Annotated in this window: 17 protein-coding genes; 9 read left to right on the top strand and 8 right to left on the bottom strand. The window is 61.0% G+C overall.

Annotation, left to right across the window (positions count from 1 at the left end; translation table 11 throughout):
- Window positions 1-86: 86 nt before the first annotated feature.
- The 4 genes from O3301_RS12920 to gpmA form a co-directional block, all read right to left on the bottom strand.
- A complete protein-coding gene (locus O3301_RS12920; protein ID WP_289899572.1) occupies window positions 87-848 on the bottom strand; it encodes a molybdopterin-synthase adenylyltransferase MoeB in 762 nt (253 codons plus the stop codon).
- Between the two features lie 8 nt (window positions 849-856).
- On the bottom strand, window positions 857-2,350 hold the full coding sequence (locus O3301_RS12915) for a S41 family peptidase (RefSeq protein ID WP_077398692.1): 1,494 nt from the start codon (window positions 2,348-2,350) through the stop codon (window positions 857-859).
- Window positions 2,351-2,401: 51 nt separating this feature from the next.
- The gene (locus tag O3301_RS12910) at window positions 2,402-3,865 is read right to left on the bottom strand and encodes a murein hydrolase activator EnvC (RefSeq protein ID WP_305056736.1); all 1,464 of its coding nucleotides are present in this window, start codon (window positions 3,863-3,865) and stop codon (window positions 2,402-2,404) included.
- A 76-nt stretch (window positions 3,866-3,941) separates the two neighbouring features.
- Window positions 3,942-4,688 (bottom strand): 2,3-diphosphoglycerate-dependent phosphoglycerate mutase, encoded by a 747-nt coding sequence (gene gpmA, locus O3301_RS12905; protein WP_176381555.1) that lies wholly within the window; start codon window positions 4,686-4,688, stop codon window positions 3,942-3,944.
- 106 nt (window positions 4,689-4,794) lie between these two features.
- Between gpmA and O3301_RS12900 the strand changes: the two genes are divergently transcribed.
- The 5 genes from O3301_RS12900 to O3301_RS12880 all read left to right on the top strand — a co-directional run bounded on the left by O3301_RS12900 (window position 4,795) and on the right by O3301_RS12880 (window position 7,791).
- Window positions 4,795-5,211 (top strand): rhodanese-like domain-containing protein, encoded by a 417-nt coding sequence (locus tag O3301_RS12900; protein ID WP_099665809.1) that lies wholly within the window; start codon window positions 4,795-4,797, stop codon window positions 5,209-5,211.
- Between the two features lie 25 nt (window positions 5,212-5,236).
- The gene (grxC, locus tag O3301_RS12895) at window positions 5,237-5,503 is read left to right on the top strand and encodes a glutaredoxin 3 (protein WP_070220900.1); all 267 of its coding nucleotides are present in this window, start codon (window positions 5,237-5,239) and stop codon (window positions 5,501-5,503) included.
- 160 nt (window positions 5,504-5,663) lie between these two features.
- Window positions 5,664-6,137 carry a protein-export chaperone SecB gene (gene secB / locus O3301_RS12890; RefSeq protein ID WP_034783580.1) on the top strand — a complete coding sequence of 158 codons (474 nt, stop codon included), beginning with the start codon at window positions 5,664-5,666 and terminating at the stop codon, window positions 6,135-6,137.
- Between the two features lie 83 nt (window positions 6,138-6,220).
- Complete coding sequence (locus O3301_RS12885; protein WP_099665810.1) at window positions 6,221-6,682, top strand: SH3 domain-containing protein; 462 nt, start codon at window positions 6,221-6,223, stop codon at window positions 6,680-6,682.
- Between the two features lie 68 nt (window positions 6,683-6,750).
- A complete protein-coding gene (locus O3301_RS12880; protein WP_305056559.1) occupies window positions 6,751-7,791 on the top strand; it encodes an NAD(P)H-dependent glycerol-3-phosphate dehydrogenase in 1,041 nt (346 codons plus the stop codon).
- A gap of 14 nt (window positions 7,792-7,805) precedes the next feature.
- Here O3301_RS12880 and O3301_RS12875 read toward each other — a convergent pair whose 3' ends face one another.
- The 4 genes from O3301_RS12875 to mscL are packed head-to-tail and all read right to left on the bottom strand — an operon-like array spanning window position 7,806 to window position 10,529.
- Window positions 7,806-8,150: a hypothetical protein gene (locus O3301_RS12875; RefSeq protein ID WP_305056558.1), complete on the bottom strand. Its 345-nt coding sequence runs from the start codon at window positions 8,148-8,150 to the stop codon at window positions 7,806-7,808.
- 15 nt (window positions 8,151-8,165) lie between these two features.
- Window positions 8,166-8,858: a DUF2461 domain-containing protein gene (locus O3301_RS12870; protein WP_305056557.1), complete on the bottom strand. Its 693-nt coding sequence runs from the start codon at window positions 8,856-8,858 to the stop codon at window positions 8,166-8,168.
- 21 nt (window positions 8,859-8,879) lie between these two features.
- Window positions 8,880-10,040, bottom strand: coding sequence for a Do family serine endopeptidase (locus tag O3301_RS12865; protein ID WP_251349458.1), 1,161 nt, complete (start codon window positions 10,038-10,040; stop codon window positions 8,880-8,882).
- Between the two features lie 39 nt (window positions 10,041-10,079).
- Window positions 10,080-10,529, bottom strand: a complete 450-nt coding sequence (gene mscL / locus O3301_RS12860) for a large conductance mechanosensitive channel protein MscL (RefSeq protein ID WP_077398674.1) — start codon at window positions 10,527-10,529, stop codon at window positions 10,080-10,082.
- Window positions 10,530-10,943: 414 nt separating this feature from the next.
- On the opposite strand from mscL, the gene petA reads away from it, so the two are divergent.
- The 4 genes from petA to O3301_RS12840 all read left to right on the top strand — a co-directional run bounded on the left by petA (window position 10,944) and on the right by O3301_RS12840 (window position 14,500).
- Entirely contained in the window at window positions 10,944-11,552 is a 609-nt protein-coding gene (gene petA, locus O3301_RS12855) for a ubiquinol-cytochrome c reductase iron-sulfur subunit (protein ID WP_034783594.1), read from the top strand.
- Between the two features lie 2 nt (window positions 11,553-11,554).
- Window positions 11,555-12,967 (top strand): cytochrome bc complex cytochrome b subunit, encoded by a 1,413-nt coding sequence (locus O3301_RS12850; RefSeq protein WP_099668284.1) that lies wholly within the window; start codon window positions 11,555-11,557, stop codon window positions 12,965-12,967.
- Between the two features lie 36 nt (window positions 12,968-13,003).
- Window positions 13,004-13,768 carry a cytochrome c1 gene (locus tag O3301_RS12845; protein ID WP_305056556.1) on the top strand — a complete coding sequence of 255 codons (765 nt, stop codon included), beginning with the start codon at window positions 13,004-13,006 and terminating at the stop codon, window positions 13,766-13,768.
- A gap of 120 nt (window positions 13,769-13,888) precedes the next feature.
- On the top strand, window positions 13,889-14,500 hold the full coding sequence (locus tag O3301_RS12840) for a glutathione S-transferase N-terminal domain-containing protein (RefSeq protein ID WP_010394154.1): 612 nt from the start codon (window positions 13,889-13,891) through the stop codon (window positions 14,498-14,500).
- Window positions 14,501-14,523 lie beyond the last annotated feature (23 nt).

Here is a 14,523-nt window from a genome sequence, read left to right as displayed (position 1 = left end):
AGAGAAGAAGGTGAGTAATGAGTGCAGAGTATAAAGCGGAAATATGACAAAGCCTGTCATATAGGGAAAAATTTGTGCGGGGGCTGTCAGGCCGGCAAGACCACTTCGCCGCAAACGGCGCAGCCGGGGTCGCGCGCGACGCGCATGCTGCTCCATTCCATGTGCAAGCCGTCGAGCAGCAGCAGCCGTCCGGCCAAGGACTCTCCCACGCCCATGATCAGTTTCAGCGCTTCGGCCGCCTGCATGGCGCCCACCACGCCCACCAGCGGCGCGAACACGCCCATGGTCGAGCACGCCTCGTCCGTGAACTGCTGTTCCTGCGGAAACAGGCAGGAATAGCACGGTTGCGTGCCCGTGCGCGGGTCGAACACGCTCACTTGCCCGTCGAAACGGATCACGGCGCCCGACACCAGCGGCACCCTGGCCGCCACGCAGGCGCGGTTCACGGCGTGGCGCGTGGCGAAGTTGTCGGTGCAGTCGAGCACCACCGTGGCGGAGCAGACCAGTTCGGCCAGGCGCGCGCCGTCGAGGCGCTCCTGCAAGGCGACGATATCGATCTCGGGATTGATCCCGGTCAAGGTTTCGCGCGCCGACAGCACTTTCGGCTGGCCCACGCGCTGCGTAGTGTGGGCGATCTGGCGCTGCAGATTGGTCAGGTCGACCGTGTCGTCATCGACCAGGGTCAGCTTGCCGACGCCGCTGGCGGCCAAATACATGGCCGCGGGCGAGCCGAGTCCGCCCGCGCCGATCACCAGCACATGCGCGTCCAGCAAGGCTTGCTGGCCTTCGATGCCGATCTGGTCCAGCAGGATGTGGCGCGAATAGCGCAGCAGCTGATTGTCGTTCATGGCGGCGACTACGGTTTTTGCACAGGAATCTTCTTGTCGTCCGCCTTGATGTCGGAAGCGATTTCCGGCTTGGCGCCGATCTTCTCCACCTTCGCATCGGCCTTGGCCAGCTGCACCGGCAAGCCCTGGAAGTGGTTCAAGGCTTGTTGCAGCTGGAAATCGTCCTTGGCGCCGTATTCGAGCGGCTTGCGCTTTTTCGCCGTGGCGATCAGGCGCTGCTCTTCTTCCAGCTGATCCTGCATGCCTTCCATCGTAGGCTTGGCCGCTTCCGGCTTGCCATCGTTGCTGCTCAAGTGTTTTTCCAGGTCCGCCTCGCGGATGCGCAGGCTGTTCCAGCCATCGCCTTCGGCCGTTTCATCGACCAGCAAGTCGGGCACGATGCCGCGCGCCTGGATGGCCCGGCCTTTCGGCGTGTAGTAGCGGGCCGTCGTCAGCTTGACGGCCGTGTCGGCCGTGATCTGGCGCAAGGTTTGCACGGACCCCTTGCCGAACGTCTGCGTGCCGATGACGGTGGCGCGCTGGTAATCCTGCAGGGCGCCGGCGACGATTTCCGAGGCGGACGCGGAACCGGCGTTGACCAGCACCACCAGCGGCACGGTTTTCAGCGCGGCCGGCAACTTGGCCAGCGGGTCGGCCCGGGCGCCGGGCGCCGCATAGAATTCGCGGCGGCCATAAAACACCTGTTTCGACTCGGGCAACTGGCCCTTGGTGGAAACGATCACGGAATTACCCGGAAGAAACGCTGTCGCCACGCCGATGGCGCCCGGCACGACGCCACCGGGATCGTTGCGCAAGTCCAGCACCAGGCCCTTGAGCTTGGGGTCTTGCGCATACAGCGCGTTGATCTTTTTGACCATGTCATCGACGGTCGGTTCCTGGAACTGGGCGATGCGCAGCCAGGCATAGCCGGGCGCGACCATCTTGGCCTTTACGCTTTGCACGCGGATTTCCTCGCGCACGATGGGGAAGACCAGCGGCTTGCTTTCGCCCTTGCGCGACATCGTCAGCACCAGCTTGGTGCCCGGCTGGCCGCGCATCTTCTTGATGACCTCTTCCAGCTGCAAGCCTTTCAGCGGAATGTTGTCGAGACGGGTGATCAGGTCGCCCGCCAGGATGCCAGCCTTGGCGGCAGGGCTGTCCTCGATGGGCGAGACGACTTTCACGTAGCCGTCTTCCATGCTCACTTCGATGCCGATGCCGACAAACTTGCCCTGCACGCTTTCGCGCATTTCCTTGAAAGCATTTTTATCCAGGTACACGGAGTGCGGGTCCAGGGATGACACCATGCCGGAAATGGCTTCCGTCAGCAGTTTCTTGTCTTCCACCTTCTCGACGTAATCGGACTTGATCAAGCCGAAGACGTCGGACAACTGGCGCAGCTCGTCGAGCGGCAGCGGGGCATTCGTGATTTTTTGCGCCACGGCCGGGAACTGCAGCGACATGCCGATGCCGGCCAGGACGCCCAGACCGATCAGGCCGATACTTTTGACTTTGATACCCATGTATTCTTCGCAATCTACAAATTCGCTGCCGCAGCAATGGTGGGAACTGAATTAAAACTTCACCCAGGTGGCGGGGTCGAAGGCGCGGCCCTGATGACGCAATTCAAAGTATAGCCCCGATTCCTCGTTGCCGCCGCTGTTGCCCGCGCTGGCAATGGCCTCGCCGCCCTTGACGGCATCGCCCACGCGTTTCAGCAGCGACTGGTTATTGCCATAAATACTCATGTACTGGCCGCCGTGGTCGACGATGATCAGATTGCCGAAACCGCGCAGCCAGTCGGAAAACACGACCCGGCCGCCGGCGATGGCGTGGATTTCGCTGCCTTCGCCCGTGCGGATGAACACGCCCTTCCAGCTGGGGCCGTCACCGCGCTTGCTGCCGAAGCGGGCGGCGATCTTGCCCGCCACGGGCGCGCGCAGCTGGCCTTTCATGCTGGCAAAGGCACCGGCAGGCGCGGCCGGGCCCAGGCTCGGGCGCTCCGGCTCAGGTTCCGGCTTGGGTTCCGGTTTCGGCGTCACCTTGGCCACTTGCGGCGGCTCGTCGTCGTCGATCGGTTCCAGTTTCACGGGCGGCGGTGGCGGCGTTTGCGGCTTGATCTTGCCCGATTTGTTTTGTTGTTCTTTCGCAAGACGTTCGCGCTCGGCCTGCGCCTGGGCGGCCTTGGCGCGCGCGGCCAGCAGGCGTTCGCGTTTTTCCGCCGCGATCTTGGAGTCGGCGGCCGCTTTCGCGGCGGCGCGTTGCTCGGCCAGCAATTGCTGGCGTTTCTTTTCGGCCGCGGCGGCGGCGGCTTGCTCTTCGATCAGTTTTGCCAGTTTGTCGACCAGGTTGCCCATGCGCTGTTCGTCGCGCTCGACATTGCCCACTTCCTTGCGCTGCGCCACCAGGCGCTGCGACAAGCTCGTCAGCAAGGCGGCGCGGCGTGCCTTCTCCTGCACCAGCAGGGCCTTCTGGTCGCGCTCTTCCTGCGCGATTTCTTCCAGTTCATCCTTGGCGTTCTGCACCTCCGCCTGGTTTTTCTCCACGGCAAGCAAGTTGGCGCGCAAGGCTTCCAGCAGGCGCGCCTGCGCCTGCGACACATAGGCCATCAGTTGCAAGTCGCGGTTGATGCGGTTCGGGTTATCGCCCGACAAGAGCAGCTTGATGCGGTCTTCGTTGCCGGCAACATATTGTTCACGCAGCAACTTCGACAGCTGCGTCTTCTGTTTTTCGACGGTGGCCGTCAATTGCTGGTGCTCTTGCCCCAGCGCATTGAGTTTCACGCCCGTCTCGCTTTGCTCCTGCGCCAGATCGCGCAAGGCGCGGTTGGCGTTGGAAATCGCCTCTTCCGACTCGGCCAGGGTATCGGCCGCGTCATCCTTGGCGCTTTCCGTGCGGCTGATGTCGCGCTTGAGCGCCGTCAGCTTTTGTTGCAATCCAGCACGTTGTGCTTCCGCGGCCGCCTTCTGCTTGCTGCGTTCGGTGGGCTTGGCGCCCTGCGCGGCACCGCTGGAAAGCAGCAGCGCCAGGCACAGCATGGCGCCGGCGCGCCACGCCGGCAGGGGTCGTTCAGCAGAGGGGGCGATGGCTGTGCCGCGGAAGAAAGACGACAAGTTACTTGGCCTTCCCTTGGTTCGCCACGGCAGCTTGCGCTGCCGCAATCGCTGCCGGGTCGCCCAGGTAGTAATGACGGATCGGTTTCAGGTCGGCGTCCAGTTCATACACGAGCGGCTGGCCGTTCGGGATGTTCAGGCCGACGATATCGCTGTCGCTGATGCCGTCGAGCATCTTGATCAGCGCGCGCAAGCTGTTGCCGTGGGCCGAAATGATGATTTTCTTGCCGGCGCGGATGGCCGGGGCGATTTCCTCGTCCCAGGCCGGCATCACGCGCGCCACGGTGTCTTTCAGGCATTCGGTCAGGGGAATCGATGCTTGCGGCAAGCCGGCGTAGCGCGGATCGTTGAACGAGGCGCGGTCATCGTTCGCTTCCAGCGGCGGCGGCGGGGTGTCGTAGCTGCGGCGCCATACCAATACTTGCTCGTCGCCATACTTGGCGGCTGTCTCGCCCTTGTCCAGGCCTTGCAGGGCGCCGTAGTGGCGCTCGTTCAAGCGCCAGTCGTTCTTGATCGGCAAATACATCATGTCCATCTCGTCGAGCGCCAGCCACAGGGTGCGGATGGCGCGCTTCAGGACGGAAGTGTAGGCCACGTCGAACGTAAAACCTTCCTGCTTGAGGATCTGGCCGGCGGCCTTGGCTTCGTTGACGCCCTTTTCCGTCAGATCGACGTCGGTCCAGCCGGTGAAGCGGTTATCGAGGTTCCAGGTGGACTCGCCGTGACGCATGAAAACGATTTTGTACATAGTTCTATCTTCTCAAGGGGTTCAAATCAAAAAAGCAAAACGTAAAAAGACCTCGTCCAGCTTCTATTTTATAATGCGCGGATTGACTTAAACCATTGGACCCTACGTGAAATTCATTATCGACCACATTTTTCTGTTTGCCATCGTCATTATTTCCGGCGGCGCCCTCCTCTGGCCACTGCTGTCGATGCGCGGCAAGCGCGCGACCGTGCTGGAAGTCACGCAACTGATCAACCGTGGCAAGACTGTCATCGTCGACGTGCGCAACGCGGAAGAATTCGCCACGGGCCACTTGCCTGACGCAAAAAATATTCCGCTGCCGGAACTGGCAAAACGCCTGGGCGAGCTGGAAAAATTCAAAACGCGCCCCATTGTAGTGGTTTGCCAGAAAGGTTCGCGTTCGGCAACCGCCGTCGGCCTGCTGGGCAAAGCCGGTTTCGCTGAGGCAACGAGCCTGGAAGGCGGCCTCGACGAATGGAAAAAGCAAGGTTTGCCATTGAAAACCTTGTCGCTGGCGAAATAAGCCGGCCTTAACTGAAGGAATCATCATGACCGTACCCGTTATTGTTTACAGCACCGCCGTGTGCCCGTATTGCGTGCGCGCCGAGCGCCTGTTGGAAGCCAAGGGCGTCGCCGTGCAAAAGATCCGCGTCGACCTCGACCCGGAAGAGCGCATCAAGATGATGGAACGCACGGGCCGCCGCACGGTGCCGCAGATCTATGTGGGCGATACCCACGTGGGCGGATTCGACGATTTGTATGCGCTCGATCAAGCTGGCAAGCTGGACCCCTTGTTAAATGGCACGGCAGCCTGATATAAAGCGGGTTCGAGAAATTGCTTGGTTTTTTGTCGTATTGTTTTGATACAATTGCCCTCGCACCTGATCTGGCCGCGCCTATCCGGCGCGGTTTGAATACCGCAAGCACCATATTTGAACGGTGTGCCGTTCTTGTCCTTTACAACGAAAGCGTTCCATGTCTGACGAAAATCTGCAACCAGTCTTCCAAATCCAACGCGTCTACCTGAAAGACATGTCGCTGGAACAACCAAATTCCCCAGCTATTTTCCTGGAACAAGAAGCACCAGCCATCGAAGTGGCACTGGACGTGGGCGCTGCGCCTCTGGCCGACGGCATCTTCGAAGCCACCGTGACCATCACCGTCACCGCCAAAGTCGGCGAAAAAGTCGCTTTCCTGGTTGAAGGCAAGCAAGCCGGTATCTTCGAAGCACGCAACATTCCTGCTGATCAACTCGATCCACTGCTGGGAATCGGCTGCCCGAACATCATCTACCCTTACCTGCGCGCCAACATCGCCGACGTGATCACCCGTGCCGGCTTCCCGCCAGTGCACCTGGCCGAGATCAACTTCGAAGTGTTCTACCAACAACGTCTGCAAGCTATTGCTGACGCCGCTGCAGCAGCGCCCGCAGCTAGCGAAACGCACTAAGCTCTTGCAAGACCCCGCCAGCCGTCAAGGCTGGCCTGACACGGCGGCCTGGCCGCCGTGTTTCGTTAAGGTTCAAAAATATCATGTTGAAAAGTGCGCTCTTGAGCAAGTTCCGCTGGATGGCCGGCGCCGTGCTGCTGCTGGCGACCGCCGCCAGCCACGCCGTCGATTTCAAAACGGTGGGCGCGGCTCCCGTGATCCTGTACGACGCGCCATCCGCCAAGGGCGGCAAGCTGTACGTGGCGCCACGCGGCATGCCGCTGGAAATCGTGCTCAGCTACGGCGAATGGGTCAAGGTACGCGACGCCAGCGGCGAAATGGCCTGGACGGAAGCCAAGGGCCTGTCCGCCAAGCGCAACGTCGTGGCGCGCGCCGCGAACCTCAAGGTTCGCGCCAGCCCCGACGACACCGCCTCCCCCATCATCCTCGTCGACAAGGGCGTGCTGCTGGAAATGAGCGAGCAGCCGAGCTCCAACTGGGTCAAGGTGCGCCACAAGGATGGCCAAAGCGGCTACGTCAAGACCAGCGAAGTGTGGGGCCTGTAAGCACCGCCAGATTCATCCGGGCAGCGGCCAGCCGCGCCGCGCCCCTCCCCCTGCCAGACTGAGGTCGCATGCAAGTTTCTCCCGATACATCTCCCGCCGCCACGGCGCTCCCCCGCAAGATCACCATCCTCGGCGCCGGCGCCTGGGGCACGGCCGTGGCCATGGCCCTGGCCGGCCGCCACGACGTGCTGCTGTGGGGCCGCAACGGCGACGCCATGGCCGCCATGGCCGCCAGCGGCGAAAACAGTTATCTGCCCGGCTTCCCCTTGCCGCCGCAACTGCGCATCAGCGCCGACTTCGACTCGGCCGTCGCGCATGCCGGTGACGAACACGGCATTTTGATCGCCGCCTGCCCCGTGGCGGGCTTGCGGCCCATGCTGCAGCAATTGAAAGACAAGGCCATCGGCAACCTAGTGTGGCTGTGCAAAGGCTTTGAAGGCGGCACGGGCTTGTTGCCGCACCAGATCGTGCAGGAAGTACTGGGCGACAATATCCCCGGCGGCGCCCTGTCCGGCCCCTCGTTCGCGCAGGAAGTGGCGCGCGGCTTGCCGTGCGCGCTGACCATCGCCTCGCACAGCGCGGCCTTGCGCGGCGCCGTCGTCTCGGCCTTGCATGGCGGCACCATCCGCGTGTATGCGAGCGACGACCTGGTGGGCGTGGAAGTGGGCGGCGCCGTCAAGAACGTGCTGGCGATCGCCACGGGCGTGGCCGACGGCCTGGGCCTGGGCTTGAATGCGCGCGCCGCGCTGATTACGCGGGGCCTGGCGGAAATCACGCGCCTGGGCACGGCCCTGGGTGGCCAGACGGAAACGTTCATGGGCTTGACGGGCATGGGCGACCTGATTCTGACGTGCACGGGCGACCTGTCGCGCAACCGCCGCGTCGGCTTGGGCCTGGCGCAAGGCAAGGCGCTCGATACCATCGTGGCCGAGCTGGGTCATGTGGCCGAAGGCGTGCCGTGCGCCAAGGCTGTGCGCGAACTGGCGCGCCGCATGGGCGTCGAGATGCCGATCACCAACGCGGTGGCCGGCGTGCTGTTCGATGGCGATTTGCCGCACGTGATGGTGCAGCAGCTGCTGTCGCGCGATCCGCGCGCCGAAGCGGCTTGAGCGCCAGAAAAAACCTAACGTCCCGCCTTGTGCATGAGTATGGTCAGTAATAACAGGCTGTCTTCGCACGCTTCCAGGGCGTGCGCCTGGCCGCCGAGCAGGTACAGCATCTGCCCCGGCCCCAGCAGGTGCACGCCGCCATGCGCCGTCACCGCCACCTGCCCTTGCAGGCACAGCAAGGTGATTTCGCCGAGCACATGATGCTCGGGCATGGTCTTGCCCTTGGGCATGCACATGCGGATCAGTTCCAGCTCATCCGTCTTGGCCAGCGCGATGGCGGAAAACTGCGACAGGTCGTCGCCGTCCCTGCGCAGCACCTCGATCACCTGTCCTGAACTTGCGTGTTCCAGTGCCATCATGTGCTCCTTCCGCAATTACTCGGTGACTTCCTCCGGCTCTTTCGCGCCGCGCATCCACTCGACCAGCGGCCACGCATCCTTCAAGCCTTCCGCCAGGGTCGGCAGCAGTTTCTCGGGTTCGTTCACGGGCAGCGGTATTTCGGTCCAGACAAAAAAGCTCTTCAGCTTGATGAATTCGATATGTTCGGCATCCGCCTCGAAGCCCTTGGGAGGGCGCTGCAGCTTGCCCTCGTTCTGGATGGTGCCGAAGCGGGCCTTCAAGCGCTTATTCTTCAGCACTTTGGAAAAACCTGGCGCGTCGTTGACCATGTGTTCGCGCAGCGCCTTCAGGCGGCCCGGCGGCGGCATGTATTCGCCGGCGCCGAACAGCAGGTTGCCCTGGCCATCGATCTGCAGGTAATACGTGGGACCGCCCGCCTTGCTGGGACGGCGCATGTCGTTCGGCGCGATGGCGGCCGAAAAGCGCGTCTTATACGGGCTTTTATCGTGCGCGAAACGCACGTCGCGGTTGATGCGGAACAAGGCCTTCTTCGGATTGCAGTACTTCACGGCCGGGTCGAACTTGCCGAGTTCAGCAATCAGTGACGTCACCAGTGCGAGAAATTCCTCGCGCAGGATGTCGTAGCGGGGCTTGTTCATGACAAACCAGGGACGGTTGTTGTTGTCGCTCAGTTCACGTAAAAATTGGGTCAAATCACGCACATGCATGTGTCAAATTCCGATCAGCAACTATTTGGAAAGCTCTTTCGGGAGGGGGCGCTTGCCCACCATCACGTCGAGCGCCGCTTCGCGATTCTTGCGCAGCACCGTCATTTTAGCTTTTCCGCCGGGCGGCAGTTGGGCGATCAGGTTCAGCATTTCCGTCGTGTCGCCCACGGGCTTGCCTTCCACCGTCAGCAGGATGTCGCCGGGCACGATGCCCGCCTTGTCGGCCGGGCCGTTGCGCACCACGCCGGCGATGATGGCGCCGCTGCTGCGCTGCAAGTTGAAGCTTTGCGCCAGCTCGGGCGTGATGTCCTGCGTTTCCACGCCGATCCAGCCGCGCACCACGTGGCCATCCTTGATGATGGCTTCCATCACGGTTTTCGCCGTCGAGACGGGAATGGCGAAGCCGATGCCGACGGAGCCGCCGCTTTGCGAGTAAATCGCCGTATTGATGCCGATCAAGTTGCCGCGCGTATCGACCAGGGCGCCGCCCGAATTGCCGAAGTTAATCGCCGCATCCGTCTGGATGAAATTTTCAAAGCTGTTGATGTGCAGGTTGTTGCGCCCCAGGGCGGAGATGATGCCCATGGTCACCGTCTGGCCCACGCCGAAGGGGTTGCCGATGGCCAGCACCACGTCGCCCACGCGCGCCAGTTCCGACTGGCCCAGCACGATGACGGGCAGCTTGTCGAGGTTGATCTTGATCACGGCCAGATCCGTTTCCGGGTCCAGGCCCACCACCTTGGCAGGCGCCTTGCGGCCATCCGTGAGCACGACTTCGATTTCGTCGGCGCCTTCGACCACGTGGTTGTTGGTCAGCACATAGCCTTCATGGCTGACGATGACGCCCGAACCGAGGCTGTTTTTCAAGTCGTCGTCATCCTCGCCGTCCGGGTCGCGGTCGCCGAAGAAACGTTTGAAGAAGGGATCGCGCGCCAGCGGATGGGCGCCGCGCTTGGGTACTTGCAGGGTGAGGATGTTGACGACGGCGGGCATGGCGCGCGCCGCCGCGTCGCGGTAGGAACCGGGCGCCAAGCTGCTGGACGCCGTTTCCACCACGGGCACCGGTTTGGCAGGAGAGCCCAGTTGCTGTACCCGGCTGGCCGGGCGCAGCGCGCCGTACACAAAGTACAGCGCCAACGCGATCGTCACGGTTTGCGCAAACAATAACCAGAATCGTCGCATAACACTCCACCCAGGTCAGCCGGCCGGTGCCGGAACGACTTATTTTGCCAGATTGTTGCTGTTGCGTGCGTTCTGCTGCAGGGAGTCGCGGATTTCACGCAGCAGCACGATGTCTTCCGGCGTGGCTGGTGCCGGCGCCGGCGCGACCGGTTCGCTGCGGCGGGCCTTGTTCATCAGGCGCACCATCTGGAAGATGATGAAAGCCAGAATGACGAAGTTGAGCAAAATGGTCAGAAAATTGCCGTAGGCCAGCACGGCGCCCGCCTTTTTCGCTTCCACCAGGGTCAGGGTCGTCGCCTGGCCATTCAGGGGCAGGTAGTAATTGGCGAAATCGAGGCCGCCGAAAATGCGGCCGATGGGCGGCATGATCACGTCTTGCACCAGGGAATCGACAATCTTGCCGAAGGCACCACCGATAATGACACCGACCGCCAGATCGACGACGTTACCCTTCATTGCAAATTCTTTAAATTCTTGCATCATTGCCATGAAATTTCTCCTTCGGATATGTATAAAAAACATGCCGATCATACTATTGATTCCCGGGCACACCAACTTGTGGTTGCCGGCGAGACCAATTCCGGCACAGCCGGGCGCATCTAGTTCGAAAGAACTAGCCACCTCCTGCAAAAGTATATAAATTATGGTACAAGCAACGTTTTTGTTTTATTCGTTGTTTGCTTCACTTATAATTTGCGGTTGCCAGAAGCGGCTTTTTCGCTTCCGGATAATCAACAAGAAACTGGCATGGGCTGCGCCATAGTCCGAAGTTCCGCAGGGATGTTGCCACTTTACCGTACAAAGATGCGGGTTGCGGCAATCAGTGGGAAAGAGCTTCGGCGACGGGTTTTTCGCGGCTGCCACTCATAATAAAGATTCGCATTTTGACTGATTGGGGTTTGCATGAGTAACGAAAAGCAGGTCGATTCAGGCCGTCGCGGCTTGCTCGTCGCCACGTGCGCGGCGGGCAGTGTAGTTGGATTGGCAACCGCGGGAGCCTTGGTAAGCACCTTCCAGCCGTCGGAGCGCGCGAAAGCGGCTGGCGCGCCGGTCGAAGTAGACATCACCACCTTGCAACCCGGCGAAATGCGCACCGTCGAATGGCGCGGCAAGCCGGTCTGGATCCTGAAGCGCACGCCGGAAATGATCGCGTCGCTCAAGCAAACCGATGGCAAGGTCGCCGATGCCAATTCCCAACGCAATCCCGCCGAATTCACGCCCGAATACTGCATGAACGAGGCGCGTTCCATCAAGCCTGAAATTCTCGTCGCCGTCGGCATCTGCACCCACCTGGGCTGCTCCCCTTCCTCGAAATTTACCCCCGGCCCGCAACCGTCGCTGCCCGATGACTGGGAAGGCGGCTTCCTGTGCCCTTGCCACGGCTCCACCTTCGACATGGCTGGCCGCGTGTTCAAGAACAAGCCGGCGCCGGACAACCTGCAAGTGCCGCGCCATATGTACCTGAGCGACACCAAATTGCTGATAGGTAAAGACGAGAAAGGCGAGGCTTGATCATGGCTGCTTTCAAAGAAACGAAATTCCCGGCGGATGCTCCCGTCGCCGAAAAAGCGCTGGGCTGGGTCGATGACCGCTTTCCCCTGACCAAGCTGTGGAACGATCAATGGGGCAAGTACTACGCCCCGAAAAACTTCAACTTCTGGTACATCTTCGGTTCGCTGGCCATGCTGGTGCTGGTACTGCAGATCGTCACCGGCATCTTCCTGACCATGCACTACAAACCGGATGCGGCCCTGGCCTTCAATTCCGTCGAGTACATCATGCGCGAAGTGCCGTGGGGCTGGCTGGTGCGCTACATGCACTCGACGGGCGCCTCGGCCTTCTTCATCATCGTCTACCTGCACATGACGCGCGGCCTGCTGTACGGCTCGTACCGCAAGCCACGTGAACTGATCTGGCTGTTCGGTTTCGCCATCTTCCTGTGCCTGATGGCCGAAGCGTTCTTCGGCTACCTGTTGCCATGGGGCCAGATGTCGTACTGGGGCGCACAAGTGATCGTCAACCTGTTTGGCGCCATCCCGCTGATCGGCCCTGACCTGTCGCTGTGGATCCGCGGCGACTACGTCGTTTCCGACGCAACCCTGAACCGCTTCTTCGCCTTCCACGTGATCGCCATCCCGCTGGTACTGCTGGGCCTGGTTGCAGCGCACTTGATCGCCCTGCACGAAGTCGGTTCGAGCAATCCGGACGGCATCGAAGTGAAGGAAAACCTGGGCGCCGACGGCCACCCGGTCGATTCGATTCCATCGCACCCGTACTACACCGTGCACGATTTGTTCGGCGTCTCGATCTTCCTCGTCATTTTCAGCGCCGTCGTCTTCTTCGCGCCGGAAATGGGCGGTTATTTCCTGGAATACAACAATTTCCTGCCGGGCGATTCGCTGAAGACCCCGCTGCACATCGCGCCAACCTGGTACTTCACGCCGTTCTACTCGGTGCTGCGCGCCACCACGGCCGACTTCATGTACGTGCTGATGGGTGTCGTGGCTGCCTACGTGGTGTTCATCTGGCTCAAGTCGCGCCTGTCGACGACGGTCAAGTCTGCCATCGCCGGCATCGCCATCGTCGCCATCATCGGCATGCTGCCGCAGGTGCTGGACGCGAAATTCTGGGGCGTGGTGTTCTTCGGCGGTTCCGTCGTGATCCTGGCGTTCCTGCCATGGCTCGACCATTCCCCCGTGAAATCGATCCGCTACCGTCCGAACTGGCACAAATATGTGTACGCCATCTTCGGCCTGTCGTTCCTGATCCTCGGCTACCTCGGGACCCAGGCGCCAACGGATACGAAGACCATCGTGTCGCAAGTGTGCACCCTGATTTACTTCAGCTTCTTCCTGTTGATGCCATGGTGGAGTGCAATGGGCAAGTTCAAGACCGTGCCGTCGCGTGTGACGTTTCACCCGCACTAAGCCGCTCTCACGCCACGCTCAAAGGACATACATCATATGAAGATTGCAAAAAAACTGCTCGCCATCCTGGCCCTCGTGCCCGCCATGGCTCTCGCCAGCGAAGGCGGCTTTCCGCTGGACAAGGCTCCTGACCGCCAGACCAACATGGCAGCGCTGCAACATGGCGCCAAATTGTTCGTCAATTATTGCCTGAATTGCCACGCCGCCGTGTCGATGCGCTACAACCGCCTGCGCGACCTGGGCTTGACGGAAGACCAGATCAAGCAGAATCTGTTGTTCTCCAGCGATAAAGTCGGCGACTTGATGACGACGAGCCTGGCACCGCAGGACGCCAAGGCCTTCTTTGGCGTCGTACCGCCGGATTTGTCGGTAATTTCGCGCGCGAAATCATCTTCCGCTGGCACAGGCGGCGACTACCTGTATACTTACCTGCGTACGTTCTATAAAGACGACACTCGTCCGACCGGCTGGAACAACATGGTCGTGCCGAATGTTGCCATGCCGCATGTATTATGGGAATTGCAAGGTGTCCAGTCTGCCAAGTTCGTGGAAGAGAATGATCCGCACGAAGCTGGCAAGAAGATCCACAAATTTGCCGGCTTCGAGCAGGTCAAGCCAGGTACGTTGAACAAGATCGAGTATGACAATGCGGTAGCCGACCTGGTCGGCTACATGGAGTGGATGGCCGAACCGGCACAGCAAACACGCAAGCGCCTGGGCGTGTGGGTGCTGCTGTTCCTGTCGGTCTTTGCTCTGCTGGCATGGCGCCTTAACGCGTCGTTCTGGAAGGAAGTCAAATAAGTGAGGCGCCGGCCATAGGCCGGTTTATGCCTGTTTCTGCGTTGTCCGCATGAGTGGACAAGCGACCTGGGGTGAGCCGTTCGCGGCTTCACCCCCTTTGTTTCTAAGGAACTATAAAAAATGATGGTTCTCTATTCGGGTACAACCTGCCCATTTTCGCAACGCTGCCGCCTGGTCCTGTTTGAAAAAGGCATGGACTTCGAAGTGCGCGACGTCGACCTGTTCAACAAACCGGAAGACATTTCGACCATGAATCCGTATGGCCAGGTGCCTATCCTGGTCGAACGCGAACTGATCCTGTATGAATCGAACATCATCAACGAGTACATCGATGAGCGCTTCCCGCATCCGCAACTGATGCCGGCCGATCCGCTGATGCGCGCCCGCGCGCGCCTGATGCTGTTCAATTTCGAAAAAGAACTGTTCGTGCACGTGCACGTGCTGGAAAGCGAACGCGCCAAGAGCAACGACAAGGCCCACGACAAGGCACGCGCGGAAATCCGCGACCGCCTGACGACCCTGGCGCCGCTGTTCCTGAAAAACAAGTACATGCTGGGCGACGAATTCTCGATGCTCGACGTGGCTGTCGCGCCGCTGCTGTGGCGCCTGGACCACTACGGCATCGAACTGTCGAAGACGGCCGCACCGCTGATGAAATACGCCGAACGCATCTTCTCGCGTCCTGCGTACATCGAAGCGCTGACCCCTTCCGAAAAGGTCATGCGCCGCTAAAGATAATCCCGGCAGGCCGCGCC

This window comes from Janthinobacterium sp. SUN211, from assembly GCF_030587315.1.
In the GTDB taxonomy this organism is placed as follows: domain Bacteria; phylum Pseudomonadota; class Gammaproteobacteria; order Burkholderiales; family Burkholderiaceae_D; genus Janthinobacterium; species Janthinobacterium kumbetense.
Note: the sequence above shows the minus strand (reverse complement) of the source record. Positions and strands in the feature narration are given on the sequence as shown.

Bases quoted from the DNA above. Each gene is read 5' to 3' on its own strand.
- mscL (WP_077398674.1), bottom strand. From the start codon at position 10,529: ATGGCAATGATGCAAGAATTTAAAGAATTTGCAATGAAGGGTAACGTC.
- O3301_RS12915 (WP_077398692.1), bottom strand. From the start codon at position 2,350: ATGGGTATCAAAGTCAAAAGTATCGGCCTGATCGGTCTGGGCGTCCTG.
- O3301_RS12850 (WP_099668284.1), top strand. From the start codon at position 11,555: ATGGCTGCTTTCAAAGAAACGAAATTCCCGGCGGATGCTCCCGTCGCC.
- petA (WP_034783594.1), top strand. From the start codon at position 10,944: ATGAGTAACGAAAAGCAGGTCGATTCAGGCCGTCGCGGCTTGCTCGTC.
- O3301_RS12920 (WP_289899572.1), bottom strand. From the start codon at position 848: ATGAACGACAATCAGCTGCTGCGCTATTCGCGCCACATCCTGCTGGAC.
- secB (WP_034783580.1), top strand. From the start codon at position 5,664: ATGTCTGACGAAAATCTGCAACCAGTCTTCCAAATCCAACGCGTCTAC.
- grxC (WP_070220900.1), top strand. From the start codon at position 5,237: ATGACCGTACCCGTTATTGTTTACAGCACCGCCGTGTGCCCGTATTGC.
- O3301_RS12845 (WP_305056556.1), top strand. From the start codon at position 13,004: ATGAAGATTGCAAAAAAACTGCTCGCCATCCTGGCCCTCGTGCCCGCC.
- O3301_RS12910 (WP_305056736.1), bottom strand. From the start codon at position 3,865: ATGCTGTGCCTGGCGCTGCTGCTTTCCAGCGGTGCCGCGCAGGGCGCC.
- O3301_RS12880 (WP_305056559.1), top strand. From the start codon at position 6,751: ATGCAAGTTTCTCCCGATACATCTCCCGCCGCCACGGCGCTCCCCCGC.
- O3301_RS12885 (WP_099665810.1), top strand. From the start codon at position 6,221: ATGTTGAAAAGTGCGCTCTTGAGCAAGTTCCGCTGGATGGCCGGCGCC.
- O3301_RS12875 (WP_305056558.1), bottom strand. From the start codon at position 8,150: ATGATGGCACTGGAACACGCAAGTTCAGGACAGGTGATCGAGGTGCTG.
- O3301_RS12865 (WP_251349458.1), bottom strand. From the start codon at position 10,040: ATGCGACGATTCTGGTTATTGTTTGCGCAAACCGTGACGATCGCGTTG.
- gpmA (WP_176381555.1), bottom strand. From the start codon at position 4,688: ATGTACAAAATCGTTTTCATGCGTCACGGCGAGTCCACCTGGAACCTC.
- O3301_RS12870 (WP_305056557.1), bottom strand. From the start codon at position 8,858: ATGCATGTGCGTGATTTGACCCAATTTTTACGTGAACTGAGCGACAAC.
- O3301_RS12840 (WP_010394154.1), top strand. From the start codon at position 13,889: ATGATGGTTCTCTATTCGGGTACAACCTGCCCATTTTCGCAACGCTGC.